At 71.3% G+C, this 15,834-nt stretch carries 14 protein-coding genes and 1 pseudogene; 5 read left to right on the top strand and 10 right to left on the bottom strand.

Annotated features, from left to right (window positions below):
* Positions 1-84 precede the first annotated feature (84 nt).
* Positions 85-984: a carbohydrate kinase family protein gene (locus ACI2LP_RS21335; protein WP_404726219.1), complete on the top strand. Its 900-nt coding sequence runs from the start codon at positions 85-87 to the stop codon at positions 982-984.
* Here ACI2LP_RS21335 and ACI2LP_RS21330 read toward each other — a convergent pair.
* From ACI2LP_RS21330 to ACI2LP_RS21320, 3 genes are all read right to left on the bottom strand, one after another.
* Positions 957-1,595 carry a uridine kinase gene (locus ACI2LP_RS21330; protein WP_404726057.1) on the bottom strand — a complete coding sequence of 213 codons (639 nt, stop codon included), beginning with the start codon at positions 1,593-1,595 and terminating at the stop codon, positions 957-959. The two genes, ACI2LP_RS21335 and ACI2LP_RS21330, sit on opposite strands and share 28 nt — an antisense overlap.
* A 61-nt stretch (positions 1,596-1,656) precedes the next feature.
* Positions 1,657-2,127 carry a cupin domain-containing protein gene (locus ACI2LP_RS21325; RefSeq protein ID WP_404726056.1) on the bottom strand — a complete coding sequence of 157 codons (471 nt, stop codon included), beginning with the start codon at positions 2,125-2,127 and terminating at the stop codon, positions 1,657-1,659.
* Between the two features lie 481 nt (positions 2,128-2,608).
* Positions 2,609-3,340, bottom strand: a complete 732-nt coding sequence (locus ACI2LP_RS21320; RefSeq protein ID WP_404726055.1) for a hypothetical protein — start codon at positions 3,338-3,340, stop codon at positions 2,609-2,611.
* A gap of 83 nt (positions 3,341-3,423) precedes the next feature.
* Between ACI2LP_RS21320 and ACI2LP_RS21315 the strand changes: the two genes are divergently transcribed.
* Positions 3,424-3,882, top strand: coding sequence for a hypothetical protein (locus ACI2LP_RS21315; RefSeq protein WP_404726054.1), 459 nt, complete (start codon positions 3,424-3,426; stop codon positions 3,880-3,882).
* On the opposite strand, the gene ACI2LP_RS21310 is transcribed toward ACI2LP_RS21315, so the two are convergent.
* Positions 3,851-4,834, bottom strand: coding sequence for a D-2-hydroxyacid dehydrogenase family protein (locus ACI2LP_RS21310; protein WP_404726053.1), 984 nt, complete (start codon positions 4,832-4,834; stop codon positions 3,851-3,853). The genes ACI2LP_RS21315 and ACI2LP_RS21310 overlap by 32 nt on opposite strands.
* A gap of 15 nt (positions 4,835-4,849) precedes the next feature.
* On the opposite strand from ACI2LP_RS21310, the pseudogene ACI2LP_RS21305 reads away from it, so the two are divergent.
* Positions 4,850-5,510: pseudogene (locus ACI2LP_RS21305) on the top strand (DUF2293 domain-containing protein).
* A 36-nt stretch (positions 5,511-5,546) separates the two neighbouring features.
* On the opposite strand, the gene ACI2LP_RS21300 reads toward ACI2LP_RS21305, so the two are convergent.
* The gene (locus ACI2LP_RS21300; RefSeq protein ID WP_404726052.1) at positions 5,547-6,179 is read right to left on the bottom strand and encodes a chaplin; all 633 of its coding nucleotides are present in this window, start codon (positions 6,177-6,179) and stop codon (positions 5,547-5,549) included.
* 290 nt (positions 6,180-6,469) lie between these two features.
* Here ACI2LP_RS21300 and ACI2LP_RS21295 point away from each other — a divergent pair, with 290 nt between their 5' ends.
* Positions 6,470-6,943 carry a DUF3574 domain-containing protein gene (locus tag ACI2LP_RS21295; protein ID WP_404726051.1) on the top strand — a complete coding sequence of 158 codons (474 nt, stop codon included), beginning with the start codon at positions 6,470-6,472 and terminating at the stop codon, positions 6,941-6,943.
* 69 nt (positions 6,944-7,012) lie between these two features.
* On the opposite strand, the gene ACI2LP_RS21290 is transcribed toward ACI2LP_RS21295, so the two are convergent.
* The 3 genes from ACI2LP_RS21290 to ACI2LP_RS21280 all read right to left on the bottom strand — a co-directional run bounded on the left by ACI2LP_RS21290 (position 7,013) and on the right by ACI2LP_RS21280 (position 10,718).
* Positions 7,013-8,194, bottom strand: a complete 1,182-nt coding sequence (locus ACI2LP_RS21290; RefSeq protein WP_404726050.1) for a cytochrome P450 — start codon at positions 8,192-8,194, stop codon at positions 7,013-7,015.
* A 53-nt stretch (positions 8,195-8,247) separates the two neighbouring features.
* Positions 8,248-9,675: an MFS transporter gene (locus ACI2LP_RS21285; RefSeq protein WP_404726049.1), complete on the bottom strand. Its 1,428-nt coding sequence runs from the start codon at positions 9,673-9,675 to the stop codon at positions 8,248-8,250.
* A 110-nt stretch (positions 9,676-9,785) separates the two neighbouring features.
* Complete coding sequence (locus ACI2LP_RS21280; protein WP_404726048.1) at positions 9,786-10,718, bottom strand: class I SAM-dependent methyltransferase; 933 nt, start codon at positions 10,716-10,718, stop codon at positions 9,786-9,788.
* 77 nt (positions 10,719-10,795) lie between these two features.
* Here ACI2LP_RS21280 and ACI2LP_RS21275 point away from each other — a divergent pair, with 77 nt between their 5' ends.
* Positions 10,796-11,380 (top strand): helix-turn-helix domain-containing protein, encoded by a 585-nt coding sequence (locus ACI2LP_RS21275; RefSeq protein ID WP_404726047.1) that lies wholly within the window; start codon positions 10,796-10,798, stop codon positions 11,378-11,380.
* Positions 11,381-11,494: 114 nt separating this feature from the next.
* On the opposite strand, the gene ACI2LP_RS21270 is transcribed toward ACI2LP_RS21275, so the two are convergent.
* Entirely contained in the window at positions 11,495-12,751 is a 1,257-nt protein-coding gene (locus tag ACI2LP_RS21270) for an SWIM zinc finger family protein (RefSeq protein ID WP_404726046.1), read from the bottom strand.
* Positions 12,748-15,594, bottom strand: coding sequence for a DEAD/DEAH box helicase (locus tag ACI2LP_RS21265; protein ID WP_404726045.1), 2,847 nt, complete (start codon positions 15,592-15,594; stop codon positions 12,748-12,750). Before ACI2LP_RS21265 ends, ACI2LP_RS21270 begins: the two co-directional genes overlap by 4 nt.
* Positions 15,595-15,834: the final 240 nt, after the last annotated feature.

Below are 15,834 nucleotides of genomic sequence, written 5' to 3'. Positions count from 1 at the left end.
GGGGACCAAAGGAGCCGGAGCGACACGAGCCGGACCGACACGAGCCGGACCGACACGAGCCGGGACGCCGCAAGCCGGGACGCGCTGCTCGTCATCGGTGACGTCGTCACCGACGTCGTCGCCCGCCATCGCGCGCCACTCGCCCGAGGTACGGACACGGCGGCCCGGATCCGCATCCTGCCGGGCGGCGCGGGGGCCAACGCGGCCTGTTGGGCGGCGCGCCGCGGCTGCCCGGACGTACGGCTCCTGGCACGCGTCGGCATCGACGAAGCGGCCTGGCACGACGCACGGCTGCGCGCCGCGGGCGTACGGCCTCTCCTCGTCCCGGATGCCGAGGCGCCGACGGCCACGGTCATCGCGTTCGTGGACGCGAGCGCCGAGCGGACGTTCCTCACCGACAGCGGCGCGGTGCTGCGCCTCTCCCTCGCCGACTGGTCGCCGGCACTGCTCGACGGCGTGGCCCATCTGCATATCTCCGGCTATCTGCTCTTCGCCGACACCAGCCGCCAACTGGCCCTGCTGGCCATGGAGTCCGCGCGTGCCCTGGGCATCCCGGTGAGCGTGGACCCGGCCTCGGCGGGCTTCATCAAGGAGCTGGGCACCGGCCGCATGCTGGCGGCGCTCGCAGCCGCGGACGTCCTCTTTCCGAACGCCGACGAGGCCCGCCTCCTCACGGGCCTGTCCGACCCGGCCGACGCCGCCGCGGAACTGAGCCGCCATGTCCCACTGACCGTCGTGACGCTGGGCGACGACGGTGCGCTCGTGGCGGAGTCGGGCACGGTCACGGCCCGCGTCCCGCCGGTGCCGGCCGACGCGGTGGACTCCACGGGCGCGGGCGACGCGTTCACGGGCACGTTCCTCGCCGCCCGTCTGGCGGGGGCGGACGCGGCGACGGCAGCGGCCGAGGGCTGCCTGGCGGGCGCGCAGGCCGTGACGCTGATCGGCGGTCGCCCTGATCAGCGCAGGCCGCCCCACGCGGGATGACGCGGATCGTCGGCCCGCACCACCACATCGGCGGCCGCGTCCGGCTCCACCTCGTCCTCGTACCGCTGATACGCGGGCAGTGTCCACAGTTCGCTCTCCTGCGTACGCCGCCGCAGTGCCGCGGGCGACAGCCGCAGATGCACGGTGAGATCGAACGGGAACCAGTGCCCGAGCAGGAAGGGCCCGTGCAGCGACAGCACTCCGCCGGGCGGGAGTTCGACGTGCGGGCTCCGAGTGGCCCGGTCGGTCACGGGATCCCACAGATCGGGCAGCACCCGCCCGCTGCCACCGGCCTCCAGCGGCCCGAAGACCTCCCGCCACAGCGCTCCACTGTCGAACCAGCCGCTGTAGTAGGTGTCGGGGTCCTCGCGCCCGTACTCGTACCGCAGCGAGGCGGGCCGCAGAAACCCGCCGGTCCCGACGACCAGGACACTCCGCCCGCGCAGCCGGAGCGCTTCCCCGACCCGCCCGGCCAACTCCCCGCCCGGCGCGACGGGCGCCCCGTCGAAGCCGATCCGCAGCCAGGGGCTGCCGTCCTCGGCCTTGGCCGCCATGACCCGGTCGACGATGGCCCCGGTGAGCCGCTCCCAGGTGATCGCTTCGACTCGCACCCGTCCATCATCCACCGGGCATGACCGTGGCCGCCGACGGGCTGACGGGCAGCCCGTCCGCCTACCCCTGCTTCCCGGCGCAGGGCGGCGCGTCCGCGTCGTTCGACAGCGGGCTGCCCTTGGGCAGCAGATACGTCACGTACAGCACCACCGGCTCGGTGCCCAGGTTGCGCCCGATGTGCCGGTGCCGCGGCCCGGACGGTTCGACGAAGGCCGTGCCCGCAGGGGTCACCTCGACCGAGCAGTCGTCCAGAGTGCGCGTCAGCGTCCCGGACTTGACGACGGCGAGCAGTTGGCCGGCATGCGAGTGCCAGCCGGTGGAGCCGCCCGGGGCGATCGTGATCGTCCGTACGACCACGTCGGTGCGGCCCTTGGCCTTCAGCTTCAGGGTTCCCTCCGAAACGCCCTGCGCGAGGACCGTGCCCGAAACACCACTGCCGGGCGTGGCGTTCGCCGCGGAGGGCACCGTCGCGAGCGCCGCGAGGCAGCCCATCAGGACCATCGCCGTGCGTGTTCTGTCCTTGAACCTCATGGAAGCCTCCAGCTCACCGGCGTCGCCAAAACGGGCTCAACGTATCGGAGAAGGGGGCTGTTCCGGGCCGGAAAACGGGAGCGGGCCCGGAGGCGTAGCCGGCCTCCGGACCCTGTGATGCCACCCATATAACACGCCGGCACGCTTGAGAACCCGGGTCAGTCGTTATGTCGCCGCGTCCTGCCTTTGGACCACCGCGTATCGAGCTACGCGGGCCGGACTTGAACCGGCATTTCGACGCACCAGGGCCCGGGCCCGGTCGATCCGGCGATCGGCGGCGAATGCTGAGTCTGGAGCAATAGTCTGAGATTGATCGCGGTCTGCCTCTGCCGAGTTGGGCTACCGCGGCCCGTACGTACGGAAAGTGCCGCGGGGAGGAATCGAACCTCCACTGGAACCGCTCAGTCACGACAAGCTTCAGTTTCAGCTTGCGCTCCTCGCGCACCCCGCCCGCACACAGGCGGACGGGGAGTCATTGAGGCTACCCGAACAGGTAGCCGAAGACGGCGTCACCCACCCGCTGGTCGGTGACATCCGCGGCGTTGGCCTCCTCGCGGGCGAACTTCACCGCCTGCTGCAGCTTCTCCACCCGCTCCAGCAGTTCGTTCACCCGCCGCGCCGGCAGCGCACCGGAGAACTTCACCGTCGTCCAGTAACCGACCGGGATGTCCTCGTAGTACACCTCGACCTGCGCCGGGTGCTTCTCGGTCGCCTCGGCCTTCACATGGTTGCGGGGCACCTTCTTCGTACGCAGCGTGCGCACCGCCTCCGTCTTCCAGGCGTCCGTCGACGGGTCCTGGGACCATGACTCGGAGGCGTCCAGCACCGGGAGCTTGCGCACAAAGGTGTTGATGTCGGTCAACTGCTTCTCCAGGAAGAGGAGATACGCAACCGGCACCTCGCTCACCAGAACGCGCCCGTCCACCGTCACATCGGCGCGCGCGGTGCAGTTGGCCCAGTCCTTGGTGGCGGTCACGTCGAACAGCCGCGTCAGCGTCTTCGCCGTCTCGCGCAGCACGTCCTCGGTCTTTACCTGGACCCGCGTGGACTCCGGCGGCAGTTGCTCGCCCTCCTCGTCCTTGGGCTGGTACGTACGCGAGATACCGGCCAGCAGCGCAGGCTTCTGCAGCCCGTGATGGGCCGCTGTCAGGTCCTGGTGCGCCTTGGACTTGACGCCCTTCTCGACTGCGATGATCTGATTGAGTTTCGCCACGTCGATCAAGCTACCAAGACCGCTCACGCACGCTCGAACGATTATTCAGGCAACTCGTTCAAGTCCTCTGGGGAGTACGCACCATGGAGACAGCTGTCATCGCGGTCATAGGCACCCTGCTCGGCTCGGTGGCCACCCACTTCTTCGAGCGTCAGACGGCCGAGCGCGCGGCTGTTCTCAGTCGTGCCGAACAGTTGCGCCAGGAGCGGATCTCCGCGTACAGCGCCTTCGCGGGCGCGCTCGTCGACTACCGGCGCGGCCAGAACGACCGCTGGCACCGGGCACAGCAGGCGCCGGGCAGCATGACGGCCGAGGAGGCGCGCATCGACTCCTACCGGCTGCGCTCATCTGCTCATCAGGCCCTGATCCGCGTCCAGTTGGTGTGTGACGACTCGCAGGCGCTGGAGCTTGCGGCAGCCGCTTTCGAGGTGACGAACTGCATGCACGAGGCACCGGACGAGTCGGACCGCTCGCAGCGTTCGGAGCAGGCGCGCGAGACCCTGTCGGAGTTCATCGGGGCGGCGGCGCCGGGCGTGCGCTGAGGGTGCGCAGGGGGCTGCCTTCGAGGTACGCGGCGATGTCCTCGACGGCCTGCTGGAAGTAACCCTCGTAGTTGCGCCGGGTGACATAGCCGAGGTGCGGCAGCCCGAGGAAGTGAGGCGCGGTGCGCAGCGGGTCGTCGGCGGGCAGCGGCTCGTGCTCGAAGACGTCCGATCCCGCGCCGGCGATCCAGCCGTCGTGCAGCGCCCGTACGAGAGCGGCCTGGTCGACGATCGCGGCGCGCGATGTGTTGACGAGGTAGGCCGTACGCCGCATCCTCTTGAGCTCGCTCGTACCGATCAGACCGCGGGTGCGGTCGCCGAGCTGAAGATGTACGGAGACGAAGTCACCGGCTTCGAGGAGCTCTTCGAGGGAGTGCGCGCGTACGACACCGTGCTCGGCGGCCCGCTCGTCGGTGAGGTTCCGGCTCCAGGCCATGACCTCCATTCCGAAGGCCTGGCCGACCCGGGCGACCTTTGCGCCAATCTTCCCGAGGCCGAGGAGGGCAAGGCGGCGGCCGTGCAGATCAGCGCCGATCGTGGACTGCCAGGGGCCGCCCGCCCGCAGGGACGAGGCCTCCTGCACCACACCGCGCGCAAGGCCGAGGATCAGCGCCCAGGTGAGCTCGGCGGGCGGTTCGGAGCTGCTGGCGGTACCGCACACGGTGACGCCGTGCCGGGCGGCTGCTTCGAGGTCGATGGAGGCATTGCGCATACCGGAGGTGATCAGCAGCCTGAGCCGCGGCAGCCGCGCGAACATCGACTCGGGGAAGGGAGTCCGCTCCCGCATCACGACGAGGATCTCGCAGTCGCCGACGGCTTCGGCCACCTCTTCCTCCGTGGTGAAGTGGCTCTGCAGCGAACGGACTTCAATGTCCTTGGCCAGGGCCGACCAGTCGGCCAGGGACAGCGCGACGTCCTGGTAGTCGTCGAGCACGGCACAGCGCAGCTTCATGGGAGCGGAGCGTACATGGATCTGGTGGTGATCCAGCCACTGAAGGGGCGGCACTGTGGCGGAGTGCCGTCAGGGGCCGCTGACCAGCCATCTGTTGGAGTTCAACGCGCCGGTCTGCCTGGACTGCGCCGACCTGGCCCATCTCGTTTTCCTGCCGCGCGGCAGTGCCGCGCTCACCCGCCGTGCCCGCGAGGCGAGTTCGCTGTGGGCGGTCGTGGTGCGCTTCAACCGCCGGCGAAGGCGCTACGAACGCCAGGGCCTCCTCGTCGAGGAGGCGGCGCTGGCCCGCGCCGAGTCGGCATGCCTGGCGGACGCGGATGCGCGGGCCCGGCGGCGCGAGCGGGACGCGGTGCGCCGTGCGGCCGAGGACGTACGGTTCACGGCCGCTCTGACGGCCGAGATCCTGCGGCTGTTCCCGGGCTGTCCGCCCGCCCGTGCCCAGGACATCGCCGCCCACGCCTCGGTGCGGGGCAGCGGCCGGGTGGGCCGCACCGCCGCGGGCCGCTCCTTGGCACAGGGGGCGGTAACGGCCGCGGTGCGGGCCTCCGTACGGCATCTCGACACGCCCTACGACACCCTGCTGCTGGCCGGGGTCGCCCGCCACGAGGCGCGGGCGCGGGTGGCGGCGGTGATCGAGGGGGTGCTGGCGTCCTGGCATGGGCCGGCGGAGCGCTAGGACTGGCGGGCGGGTGGTGGCCAGGACCGCGGGCCGCTAGGACTCGCGGGCGGGCCGGAAACGGCGGTAGAGGACCACGCCGCCAAGCAGCAGTGCGGCACCGGCGGGCGCGGCGAGGACGACCGGTCCGGAGCCGGTGTGGGCGAGGGACTCACGCGGCGCCTGGGGACTCGGCGTCGGCGTGTGCGGCGCGGGCTTCGGCGGGGTGGCGGGCCGCGGGCGGACGGGCGGCCTGCCGGGGGTGTTGACGGAGGAGTTGCCGGTGGCGGCGTTCCCGAGGCCGACGATGTTCACGGAGTTCCCGGTGACGTTCACGGGCAGATCGACGGGGAGCTGCGCGCCGTTGCCGGAGAGGACACCGGGGGAATCCTTTCTGCCGGCTACGGCGGCGGCGCCCGCGGGCCGCTGAGCGCCCTGCGAGGTGCCCGCCGAGTGGTTGGCACAGGAGTTGCCGGCGGCCGGGTTGAGCAGTCCGACGACATTGACGGTGTTGCCGCACACATTGACCGGGACATGCACCGGAAGCTGCACCGTATTGCCGGCCGGCAGTCCGGGCGAACCGGCCGCACCACCGTCCGCGTTCGAGTCCGCATGCGCATGCCCCGACATAGCGAGCGCGCCACCCGTGAGCATCACGGCGGCCAGACCCTTTCGGTGAACCTGCCTCATGGGTTCCCTGCCTTCAGGAGACGTTCACGGGCACTCGCCCGCACCGTCACCAACGCCCATGAGGCCATTCGGGTTATGGCATATACGCCTTTCACTCCATCGAGTGGGCGTTTTGTCGAACTGGTCTCGTCGCCTCCCCCAGTCTGCCCGCGGACACATCGAGAGATGCGCTCGTGTGGGTGGTTCCGGACGAATTCGGCGTCCCGGCACACTGTTTCGTGGCCCCCTTGGCGGAGTCGCAACGCACGTGGTGGCCGCCCTGCGGCCCCCGATGGAAGGACCCGGTCCCCGTGCCCACCTTGAAGCAGCGCACTCTCCTTGCCGCCGCCGGTGCCACCGTTGCCGTACTGGCAGTGGGTGCGCCCGCCTCCACCGCCGCGCTCGAGCGTGAACAGGCGAAGGCACCCAGGGCCCCGTCCGCGGCGGCGCGAGGGGCGGCGTACGTCGAGACGCGGCTGTTCTTCGGTACAGAGCGTCCCGACGGCGGCCCCGATGTGACCGACCGGCAGTTCATGGCGTTCATCGACCGGAGTGTCACGCCGAGCTTCCCGTCCGGGCTGACAGTCCAGGACGGCCGCGGACAGTGGCGGGACTCCAACGGCACCATCGAACGGGAGCGTTCGTACGAGCTGATCCTGCTCTACCCGGCCGCGGAGGCACACGTACGCGACCCGCAGATCGAGCGGATCCGCGAGGCCTACGTGGCGGCGTACGCACAGGACTCGGTGGCCCGGCTGGACGAGCCGACGCTCGCCGACTTCTGAGACTTCTGAGCGCGGCCTTCTTGCGAGCGCACCTACCGGTGAGCGCGGCCCTGCCTGCGAGCGCCCGGCTCAGTAGCGCACGGGCAGGGAGAGCAGCCCTCGGGCACGCATCGAAGGCCGCCACCGCAGTTCGCCGTACGGGACGTCGAGATCCAGCCGCGGAAACCTCTCCAGCAGCGCGGCCAGCGCGATCTCCGTCTCCATCCGGGCCAGGGGGGCGCCCAGGCAGTAGTGGATGCCATGGCCGAGCGCGAGATGACCGGTGGCGTCGCGGCCGATGTCGAGGCGATCAGGGTCCGTGAAACGGTGCGGATCGCGGTGCGCGGCCGCGAGTGAGAGCAGGACGGTCTCGCCCGCCGGGATCGTGACGCCGCTGATCGTGATGTCCTCGGTGGGGAAGCGGCGGATGGCCAACGGTGCGGGGCCGTCGTAACGGGCCAACTCCTCGACGGCGCCGCTCAGCCGGGCGGGGTCGGCGCGCAGCGCGGCCAGCTGGTCGGGGTGGCCGAGCAGGGCCAGGGTGGCGTTGCCTATGAGGTGGACGGTGTTCTCGTATCCGGCGAACAGGATGAGGAAGGCCAGGGACATCAACTCGTCCTCGCTCAGCCGGTCTTCCTCGTCGCGTACCGCGATCAGGGCGGAGAGCAGGTCGTCGGCCGGCTCCGCGCGCTTGCGGGCGATGAGCTGGGTGAAGAACGCCAGCATGCCGCCGACCGCTTCCTTCGCCCGTGACGGCTGCGCAGGGTCCGGGGCAACCAGGGCGTCGGTCCACGCCCGGAAATCGCGCCGGTCTTCGGGGGCCACGCCGAGCAGGTCGCAGATGACATTGATCGGCAGCGGCGCGGCGTACGAGGCGATCAGATCGGCGTGGCCGTGCGGGGCGACGGCGTCCAGCAGCTGATCGGCTGTCTTCCGGATCGGCTCGCGCAGCTGCGCGATGCGACGCGGGGTGAACGCCTGCGACACCAGACGCCGGATGCGGGTGTGGTCCGGCGGGTCCATGTTGAGCAGATTCGCGTCCAGCGCAGGCGGCAGGGCAAGCCCCCGGTAGCCACCGGGTGCCGCGTTGCGCTTGTCCAGGGAGAGCCGGGGATCGGCGAGGGCCTGGCGTACGTCGTCGTAGCGGGTGACCAGCCAGGCCGGCAGCCCGTCCGTCCCGGCGATCCGGTGCACGGGGCCCGCCTCACGGAGCCGCGCATACACGGCGTAGGGGTCGGCCATCAGCTCGCTCGTCGGATCTTGAAGTGCCATGGCTCCACCCTAGAGGCGCCGCATCCCGGAGCCTTCGACGGCTGCCTGCCGAACTACGGCCCGGCAGTGGGCAGTTGCTCCTCAAGACGGACCGCCCTTCGCGAGAGAGCACGGCTTCCCACCGCAATGGTGAGCGCGACGACGATCAGAATCGCCGCGACTGCGAACGTGACCCGCATACCGGTGGCAACGGCCTCGGGGCGCGCCGTAGTGACGTCGGTCGTCGCCGATGCGAGCGCGAACACGGCGCCCATGACGGATGCGCCGGTGACAAGCCCGAGATTGCGCGACAGGTTGAGCATGCCGGAAATGACGCCCCGCTGATCCGGTCGGACATCTTTCATGACGGCGGTGTTGTTGGCCGTCTGGAACACCGCATAGCCGACGGTGGTGACCACGATGGGGGCGATGTAGCCAAAGATGCCGAGTGTCGCCGACGTCATGGACAGAATGCAGGAACCGGCCGCCATGGAGATGAGCCCAACGATGGTCATGCGCTGTGCGCCCAAGCGGTCCGCAATGCGACCGGCCGGCACACCGGTCAGCGCAGTGACAAGGGGACCGACCGACAGAACGAGTCCGACCAGAGCCTCATCGAGCCCGAGCGTACGAGAGAGATAGAACGGCCCGACCACCAGCGTGGCCATCATCACCGTCGAGACGAGCGCGCTCATGGCGAGGCTCGCACTCAGCGCCGGTTCGCGGAACACTGCCAATCGGATCAAGGGTGATGCTGCTCTCGCCTCGGCGCGCACGAAGAGGCCGACGCCGAAGGCGGCAGCCAACAGCAGGGCCACGTTGAGCGAACCGAAACTGCCGCGCCCCATTGTCATGGCGAGTGCATAGGCCGCGAGCGTCAGAGCAAGCAGCAGCGTGCCCACATGGTCGAAGCCGGCCCGGTCAGTTCTGGGCTCCCGCCGATCAACGGGCAGGTAGCGGTGCGCGAGAAGGAAAGTCAGAATGCCCAGCGGTGCGTTGATGAGGAAGATGGCCCGCCAACCAAGTCCGGCGATGAGAGCGCCGCCCAGCGACGGGCCGAGAGCGGTGCCGATCGCGGACATCGTTCCGAGCAGCCCCATGGCACTACCGGTCTTTGCCTTCGGAACCGTCTCACCGACAAACGCCATGGTGAGGGCCATCATGATGGCAGCTCCGAGGCCCTGTGCCACCCGGGCGGCAATCAGCAGCCAGAGCGTGGGCGCTACGCCGCACAGGACCGAGGCCACCGTGAACAGAAAGATTCCGGCCAGTAGCAGCCGTCGGCGGCCGGTGATGTCACCGAGCCGTCCGACGCTGACGATCACGGTGGTGATGGCGAGGAGATAGGCGAGGACGATCCACTGGACTTCCTGGAAGCTGGCGGTGAACGCCTGTGCCAGCGTGGGCAAGCCGACATTGGCGATGCTGGTGCCGAGCGAGGACAGCAGCATGGACAGCGAAAGGCTGGCGAGCGCCCACCGAACGGAAGGCGTCCGCTCCATACTTCTGGCTGCTGCCTCATCGTGTCCTGTTGTGACTGGCTTCAACGTGAACTCCGTTCTCTTCTCTGGTGATTCCCGAAGCCCGGTCGTCAGGTGAAAGGCGGGCACGGTCACCGTGCCGGGCGCACGCCCGTGAAGACCGTGGTGGCGGAGAGGAGGAAGGCGTCGGGCCGCCGCAGGATGCCCTCCGGCGCCCCGGGATCGACCAGCACGTCGAGTGTCCTGCGGTCCTCCACGTCCAGGGACTCGCTCGCCGTCTCCCGCAGCCGGGTCAGATGGGCGTGCAGGAAGGCGCGGGCCGTCTCGCCGAGAGGTGCCGGCAGGTCGAGTAGGCAAGCGAAGCTGCCTACGTCGGTGAGCCCGGCGCGGCTGAGCATCGCGGGCCAGTCCTCGACCACGCTGGTGCTGCCGGGCAGTTCGGCTCGCATGATCTCGAACCAGTGCTCCAGAGCGGTGTCGAGGCGGGCCTGGAGGCCGGGCCTGCCGATGCCGATGTCGCGCGGGAGGAAGCGCATCGGCAGGCCGCCCTCCGCCACGGCGAGCAGCCCGCCGGGCCTGAGCACACCGGCGAGCGCGTTCAACGCGCCCTGCTGATCGCCGAGATGGTGCACGGCCCTGCTGCTCCAGACCAGATCCGCCGTGCCGACGCCACCTTCCCCGCGCTCGTCACCGCTGTCCAGGCCCTCCGGCAGTTCCGCGTGCCGGACGGCCACCCTGCCGCCGAGGCCGAGCCGCTCGGCGCGAGCCAGGGCGCGGTCCAGCAGCCCGGGCGTGCCGTCCACGGCGACCACCTCGGCGTCCGCGAATGCCTCGGCGAACACGCAGGTCATCACGCCCGGCCCGCTGCCGATGTCGATGATGCGCCGGACCTCCTTCTCCGGGTCGAGCAGCTCCCTCAGGCGGTCCGCCGTCCGGCGGAGGACCGGGAGCTGAAGTTCGCCGCTGTTCTCCAGCTGGGTGGCCATGACCTCCCAGTCGATGTCGGTGTGCTGGTGTCCGTGGCCGTGGCCATGTCCCTGGCCGGAATCGCTGTGTGGGCTCATGCCGAGGAGCGTCCACCCGCCGAGTGGCGACGGCAACTCTTGTTGCCGATTCCGGGAAAACGGAGTGGAATGCCCGCATGGACGAACCACCGCCCTATCAAGCGGTCCTCGACGAGGTCGCCCCGCGGCTCAGACGGCTGCGCACCAAGCGCGGCCTCACCCTGGCCGCGCTCTCCGAGGCGACCGGCATCTCCAAGAGCACCCTTTCCCGACTGGAGTCGGGACAGCGCCGCCCCAGCCTGGAACTGCTGCTGCCGCTCGCAGGTGCGTACGGCGTACCCCTGGACGACCTGGTCGGCGCCCCCGAAGTGGGGGATCCCCGGATTCGACTGACACCCCACCCCTTGCCGAGCGGCGGTACGTTCGTCCCCCTGACCCGGAGCCCTGGCCCCCTCCAGGCGTACAAGATGATCATCTCCGACCGGGGTGCCGAGCCGGATCTCCGTACGCACGAGGGCTACGAGTGGCTGTATGTGCTGGACGGCCGACTGCGGCTCGTCCTCACCGAGCACGATCTGGTCCTCGGTCCCGGCGAGGCCGCCGAGTTCGACACCCGGCTGCCCCACTGGTTCAGCAGCGCGGACGGGCGGCCCGTCGAGATCCTCAGCCTCTTCGGGAGACAGGGGGAGCGCATGCACGTCCGCGCGAAGCCCCGCGCATGACCGCGGCGCGGCTGTGCGGCCATGCCCGACTCATCCGCCCTGGCCCCCGAGATGGATGTTCCCGACCGTGCCGGTCCGGATGACCGGGCCGTGCTGGGTGACCCCGCTGATGGCTCACCTGCCCAGCAGTGCGGTGAGTGCGCCCACCGGGTCGGCATCCGGGGTGCCGCGGGGCCACCAGTCCTCGCGGTCCGGGTCCGACTCATAGCCGTACCAGAGGCCGTCGCGGCCGAAGCGGAGCTGGAGGGAGCTCGTGGAGAGGTGGTTGCGCCAGGGGCGGAAGTGCGGAAAGTCCGCTGCGATGAGGGCGGGGCGCGCTCGGTCGAACGGGCCTGCGGGCGGGTCCCAGGGCTCTTCGAGTACGGCGAGGGCCGCAAGGCCGCCCTGCCGCCAGGCGGCCACCGCGCGGGCCAGGTCGGTGGGGCTGCGGTCGGTGGCGGCGGCGAGATCGCGGTAGAGGGCGCGGGTGGAGGCGGTCAGACCGGAGCCGGGGTGAGCGGCGGCCAGGCGGACCGCGTCCTGCCACCGGGTCAGCGCCGCGGTGGGATCGACGCCTGTGGTCAGGAGGGTGTGTGCACGCGACGCCGCCTCGGTGGCGAGGAGGTCCAGGGCGAGGGGATCGGGCGCGCCGGCCAGATGGGGATAGGCCGGTGGGCGGCCCGGATGGGCGGGCGCGGGGAACAGGGGCGGCAGGGCCGGGAGCGAGCGAGCGGCAAGAGCCTCGCGGGCCGGGACCGTCGGCACGGGCGCGTCGGTCGCGGCGCTGGTCCGCTCGGCCGCCGACCTGGTCGCGTTGCGATGGGAGAGTTCGGCGAGGATTTCGCGTTCACCGCGGCCGCGCAGCAGGAAGAGCGCGAACGGGTCCTCGTCGAGCAGCCTGGCCGTCTGGTAGCAGAGAGCAGCCGCGTGCTTGCAGGGGTAACCGTCGTCCGGGCAGGAGCAGTCGGGGATCAGGTCGCCGGGCGTGGGCAGCAGGTCCGCCACGGTCGCCAGCGCGTGCGGCACGTCCTTGTCGAGCAGCGCGGCGATGTGGTCGGGACGGGACGCCGCCGCGGCCAGGAAGTCGTCCCAGTCGTCGTCGCTGAGGGTCCGGAGCCGGATCTCCGTACGGTACGGGCGGGGTCTGCTGCCGTGGACGTATGCCATGACCCGCCCGGGCGTGACGGTGATCGCGTCGACATGGCCGCGCGCCGCATACGCGCGTCCCCGGGCGAGCCGGGCCCGGTCCAGTGCGGTGTCCTCCAGCGCCTCCACCCAGGCGTTGCCCCACCAGCTGGACGCGAACTCCTCGCCACCGAGGGGCTCCAGGGCGGGGAACGTGCGCCGGCGGTCGTCGTGTCGGGCACGGGCGGGTTGGGAGCGCGGGGTCATGACGGCCTCCGCAGCGAGACGAGGTCGGCCAGCTCACGGTCGGTCAGCTCGGTCAGGGCGGCCTCGCCGGAGCCGAGGACGGCATCGGCCAACGCCCGCTTGGACGCGAGCATTTCGGCGATCCGGTCCTCCACCGTGCCTTCCGCGATCAGCCGGTGGACCTGCACCGGCTGCGTCTGGCCGATGCGGTACGCCCGGTCCGTCGCCTGTTCTTCGACCGCCGGGTTCCACCAGCGGTCGAAGTGGATCACATGGCCCGCCCGGGTCAGATTCAGACCGGTGCCGGCGGCTTTGAGGGAGAGGATGAAGACCGGGATCTCGCCGGACTGGAAGCGGTCCACCATGCGTTCGCGCTCCGCCACGGGGGTGCCGCCGTGCAGGAGCTGGGACGGGATCGCCCGGGCCGTGAGGTGCCCCGACAGCAGGCGGGCCATGGAGACGTACTGGGTGAAGATCAGGACCGAGCCGTCCTCGGACAGGATCGTCTCCACCAGCTCGTCGAGGAGGGCCAGTTTGCCGGAGCGGCCCGCCAGCCGGACGACGCCGGCGCCTGGCGCGGCGCCGTGCTCCTTCAGGCTGTGCTCTTTCAAGAACTGCGCGGGATGGTTGCAGATCTGCTTGAGCCCGGTCAGCAGCTTCATCACCAAGCCGCGTCGCGCGATGCCCTCCGCCCCTTCGATCGCCGCCATCGTCTCCCGTACGACCGCCTCGTACAGCGACGCCTGTTCGCGGGTGAGGGCCACGGGGTGGTCGGACTCCGTCTTCGGCGGCAGCTCCGGCACGATGCCCGGATCGGACTTCTTCCGGCGCAGGAGGAAGGGGCGGACCAGCCTGGCCAGTCGCTCGACGGCATCCTCGTCCTCGCCGTTCTCCACCAGGCGCGCGTGGCGGGAGCGGAAGGCCTTCAGCGGGCCGAGCAGGCCCGGCGTCGTCCAGTCCAGCAGGGCCCACAGTTCGGAGAGGTTGTTCTCGACGGGGGTACCGGTCAGCGCGACCCGGGCGGGGGTGGGGATGGTGCGCAGGGCCTTGGCCGTCGCCGAGAACGGGTTCTTGACGTGCTGCGCCTCGTCGGCGACGACCATCCCCCAGGTGTGCGCGGCCAGTCGCTCCGCGCTGGTGCGCATGGTGCCGTACGTGGTGAGGACAAAGCCTCCGTCCAGCTCGGGCAGCGTGCGGTCGGCGCCGTGGAAGCGGCGCACCGGCACGTCGGGGGCGAAGCGGGCGATCTCCCGCTGCCAGTTGCCCAGCAGCGAGGCCGGGCAGACGACCAGCGTCGGGGCCGTGCGGTCGCGGTGGAGGTGCAGGGCGATCAGTGTGACCGTCTTGCCGAGGCCCATGTCGTCGGCCAGGCAGCCGCCGAGCCCGAGGGAGGTCATCAGGTCCAGCCAGGCGAGGCCCCGCAGTTGGTAGTCCCGCAGGGTGGCGGCCAGCCGCGCCGGGGGTGCGACGGGGGCGGAGGCCGCTGTGAGCCGGTCACGCAGGCTCGCCAGCGCGCCGGTCGGCACCGCCTCCACTGTCTCGCCGTCCACCTCGGCCGTGCCGGTCAGAGCCACGGCCAGTGCGTCGACCGGCTGCAACAGCCCCAGTTCCCGCTTGCGCGCCTTGCGTACGAGATCGGGGTCGACCACCACCCACTGGTCCCGCAGCCGCACGATCGGGCGGTGCGACTCGGCCAGCGCATCCATCTCGCGCTCGGTCAGCGGATCGCCGTCGAGCGCCAACTGCCAGTTGAACTTGAGCAGTTCCGCGCTGTCGAAGAAGGGGGTGCCGTCCGTCGCCGAGCCGGGCGCCGACCGTACGACCGCGGCGGCCGAGAGCGTACGCGCCAGTTCCTTCGGCCAGTGCACAGCCACTCCGGCGGCGGCCAGCTGCGCCGTCCCCGGTCCGAGCAGTTCGTACAGCTCGTCCTCGGTGAGCGGCAGCACATCGGGCGCGTCCCGCTCGAGCAGCCGGGCCAGCGGCGGCCAGACCCGGCCCGCGCGGCGCAGCGCAAGCACCGCGTCGATCCGGGCGCGCGGCCCGAAGTCCTCGGCCCCTTCCCCCGCCCACAGCCGGGCCGCGTCGATCACGAGCGTCGGGTCGGCGAGGCTGTGCACCTGGACGACGGCCGCTCCGGCACTTCGCTCCGCGCCGTCCTCCTCCGTCATGTCGAAGAGGTCGAACGCGGACAGGTCGAGGCGGAGCGAGACGCGCACCCCCGCGTCCATGCCCGCCGCGGCCTCCGCGGCCCACTCGCGCGCCGCCGGAAGATGCTGGGCGCCCGCTGCCGCGAACGGCGCCCCCGCGGCATACGCGGCGGCGGGCGTGCGCGGCAGCGTGTCGGCCACCGCGTCGAAGAACGACCGCACCAGCGCCTCGGGGTCGGGCAACCGCAGCGGCCGCGGCCCGGGGACGGGGGCGGCATGCGCCTCGTACGGCATGGCGGCGGCGATGGCCCGCAGCTGGGCGATGTCGTCCGCGTCCAGCGGGCCCGCGCGCCAGGCGTCGTGGTCGGTCGCCGTCAGCCCGGGCAGCAGTCGGCCGCGCGCCGCCAGGTGGAGAGCGTGCAGCGCTGCCGCGCCCCAGCATGCCGCCGCGGGGTGCGCGGCCGGGTCGTGGCGGGCGCGGGTCAGCAGCGGCAGGGCCTCGGAGACCGGCAGCAGCACAGCGGGCACGGTGCGGCTGCGGATGCCGGTGCCATGGCGGTACACGACGGTGAGCTCGCCGGTCGCATCCGGTGGCCGCTCATCGGTCGCTTCCGGTGGCCGCTCCCCGTCCGGGTGCCAGAAGGCGACCTTGCCCTCGCGCGGGAGCGCGGCCGGGACGAAGACCGCGGCACAGGTGTGCAGCGTGTCCCACGACATGGGTCACCTCCTCCCGTCGATCGCGTACGAATCCTCGCGTACGAACCACTGGTTCTACGACCTTACGGGTGGGGTCTGACAATGGGCTCCGGCGACGGCTGTCGCAGGCTTCATCGCCCCCGTGCCGAACGGAGCGCAGCCCGGGTCCCCGTCGTGGCAAGCGCCACCCACGGGTGCCGGCTCAACGGTCGGCTCCAGCTCTACGGTCGCCCCCGGGGTCAACCGCCTGCCCGGCGGACA

It is taken from the genome of Streptomyces sp. NPDC019890 (genome assembly GCF_044903445.1).
Classification (GTDB): domain Bacteria; phylum Actinomycetota; class Actinomycetes; order Streptomycetales; family Streptomycetaceae; genus Streptomyces.
Note: the sequence above shows the minus strand (reverse complement) of the source record. Positions and strands in the feature narration are given on the sequence as shown.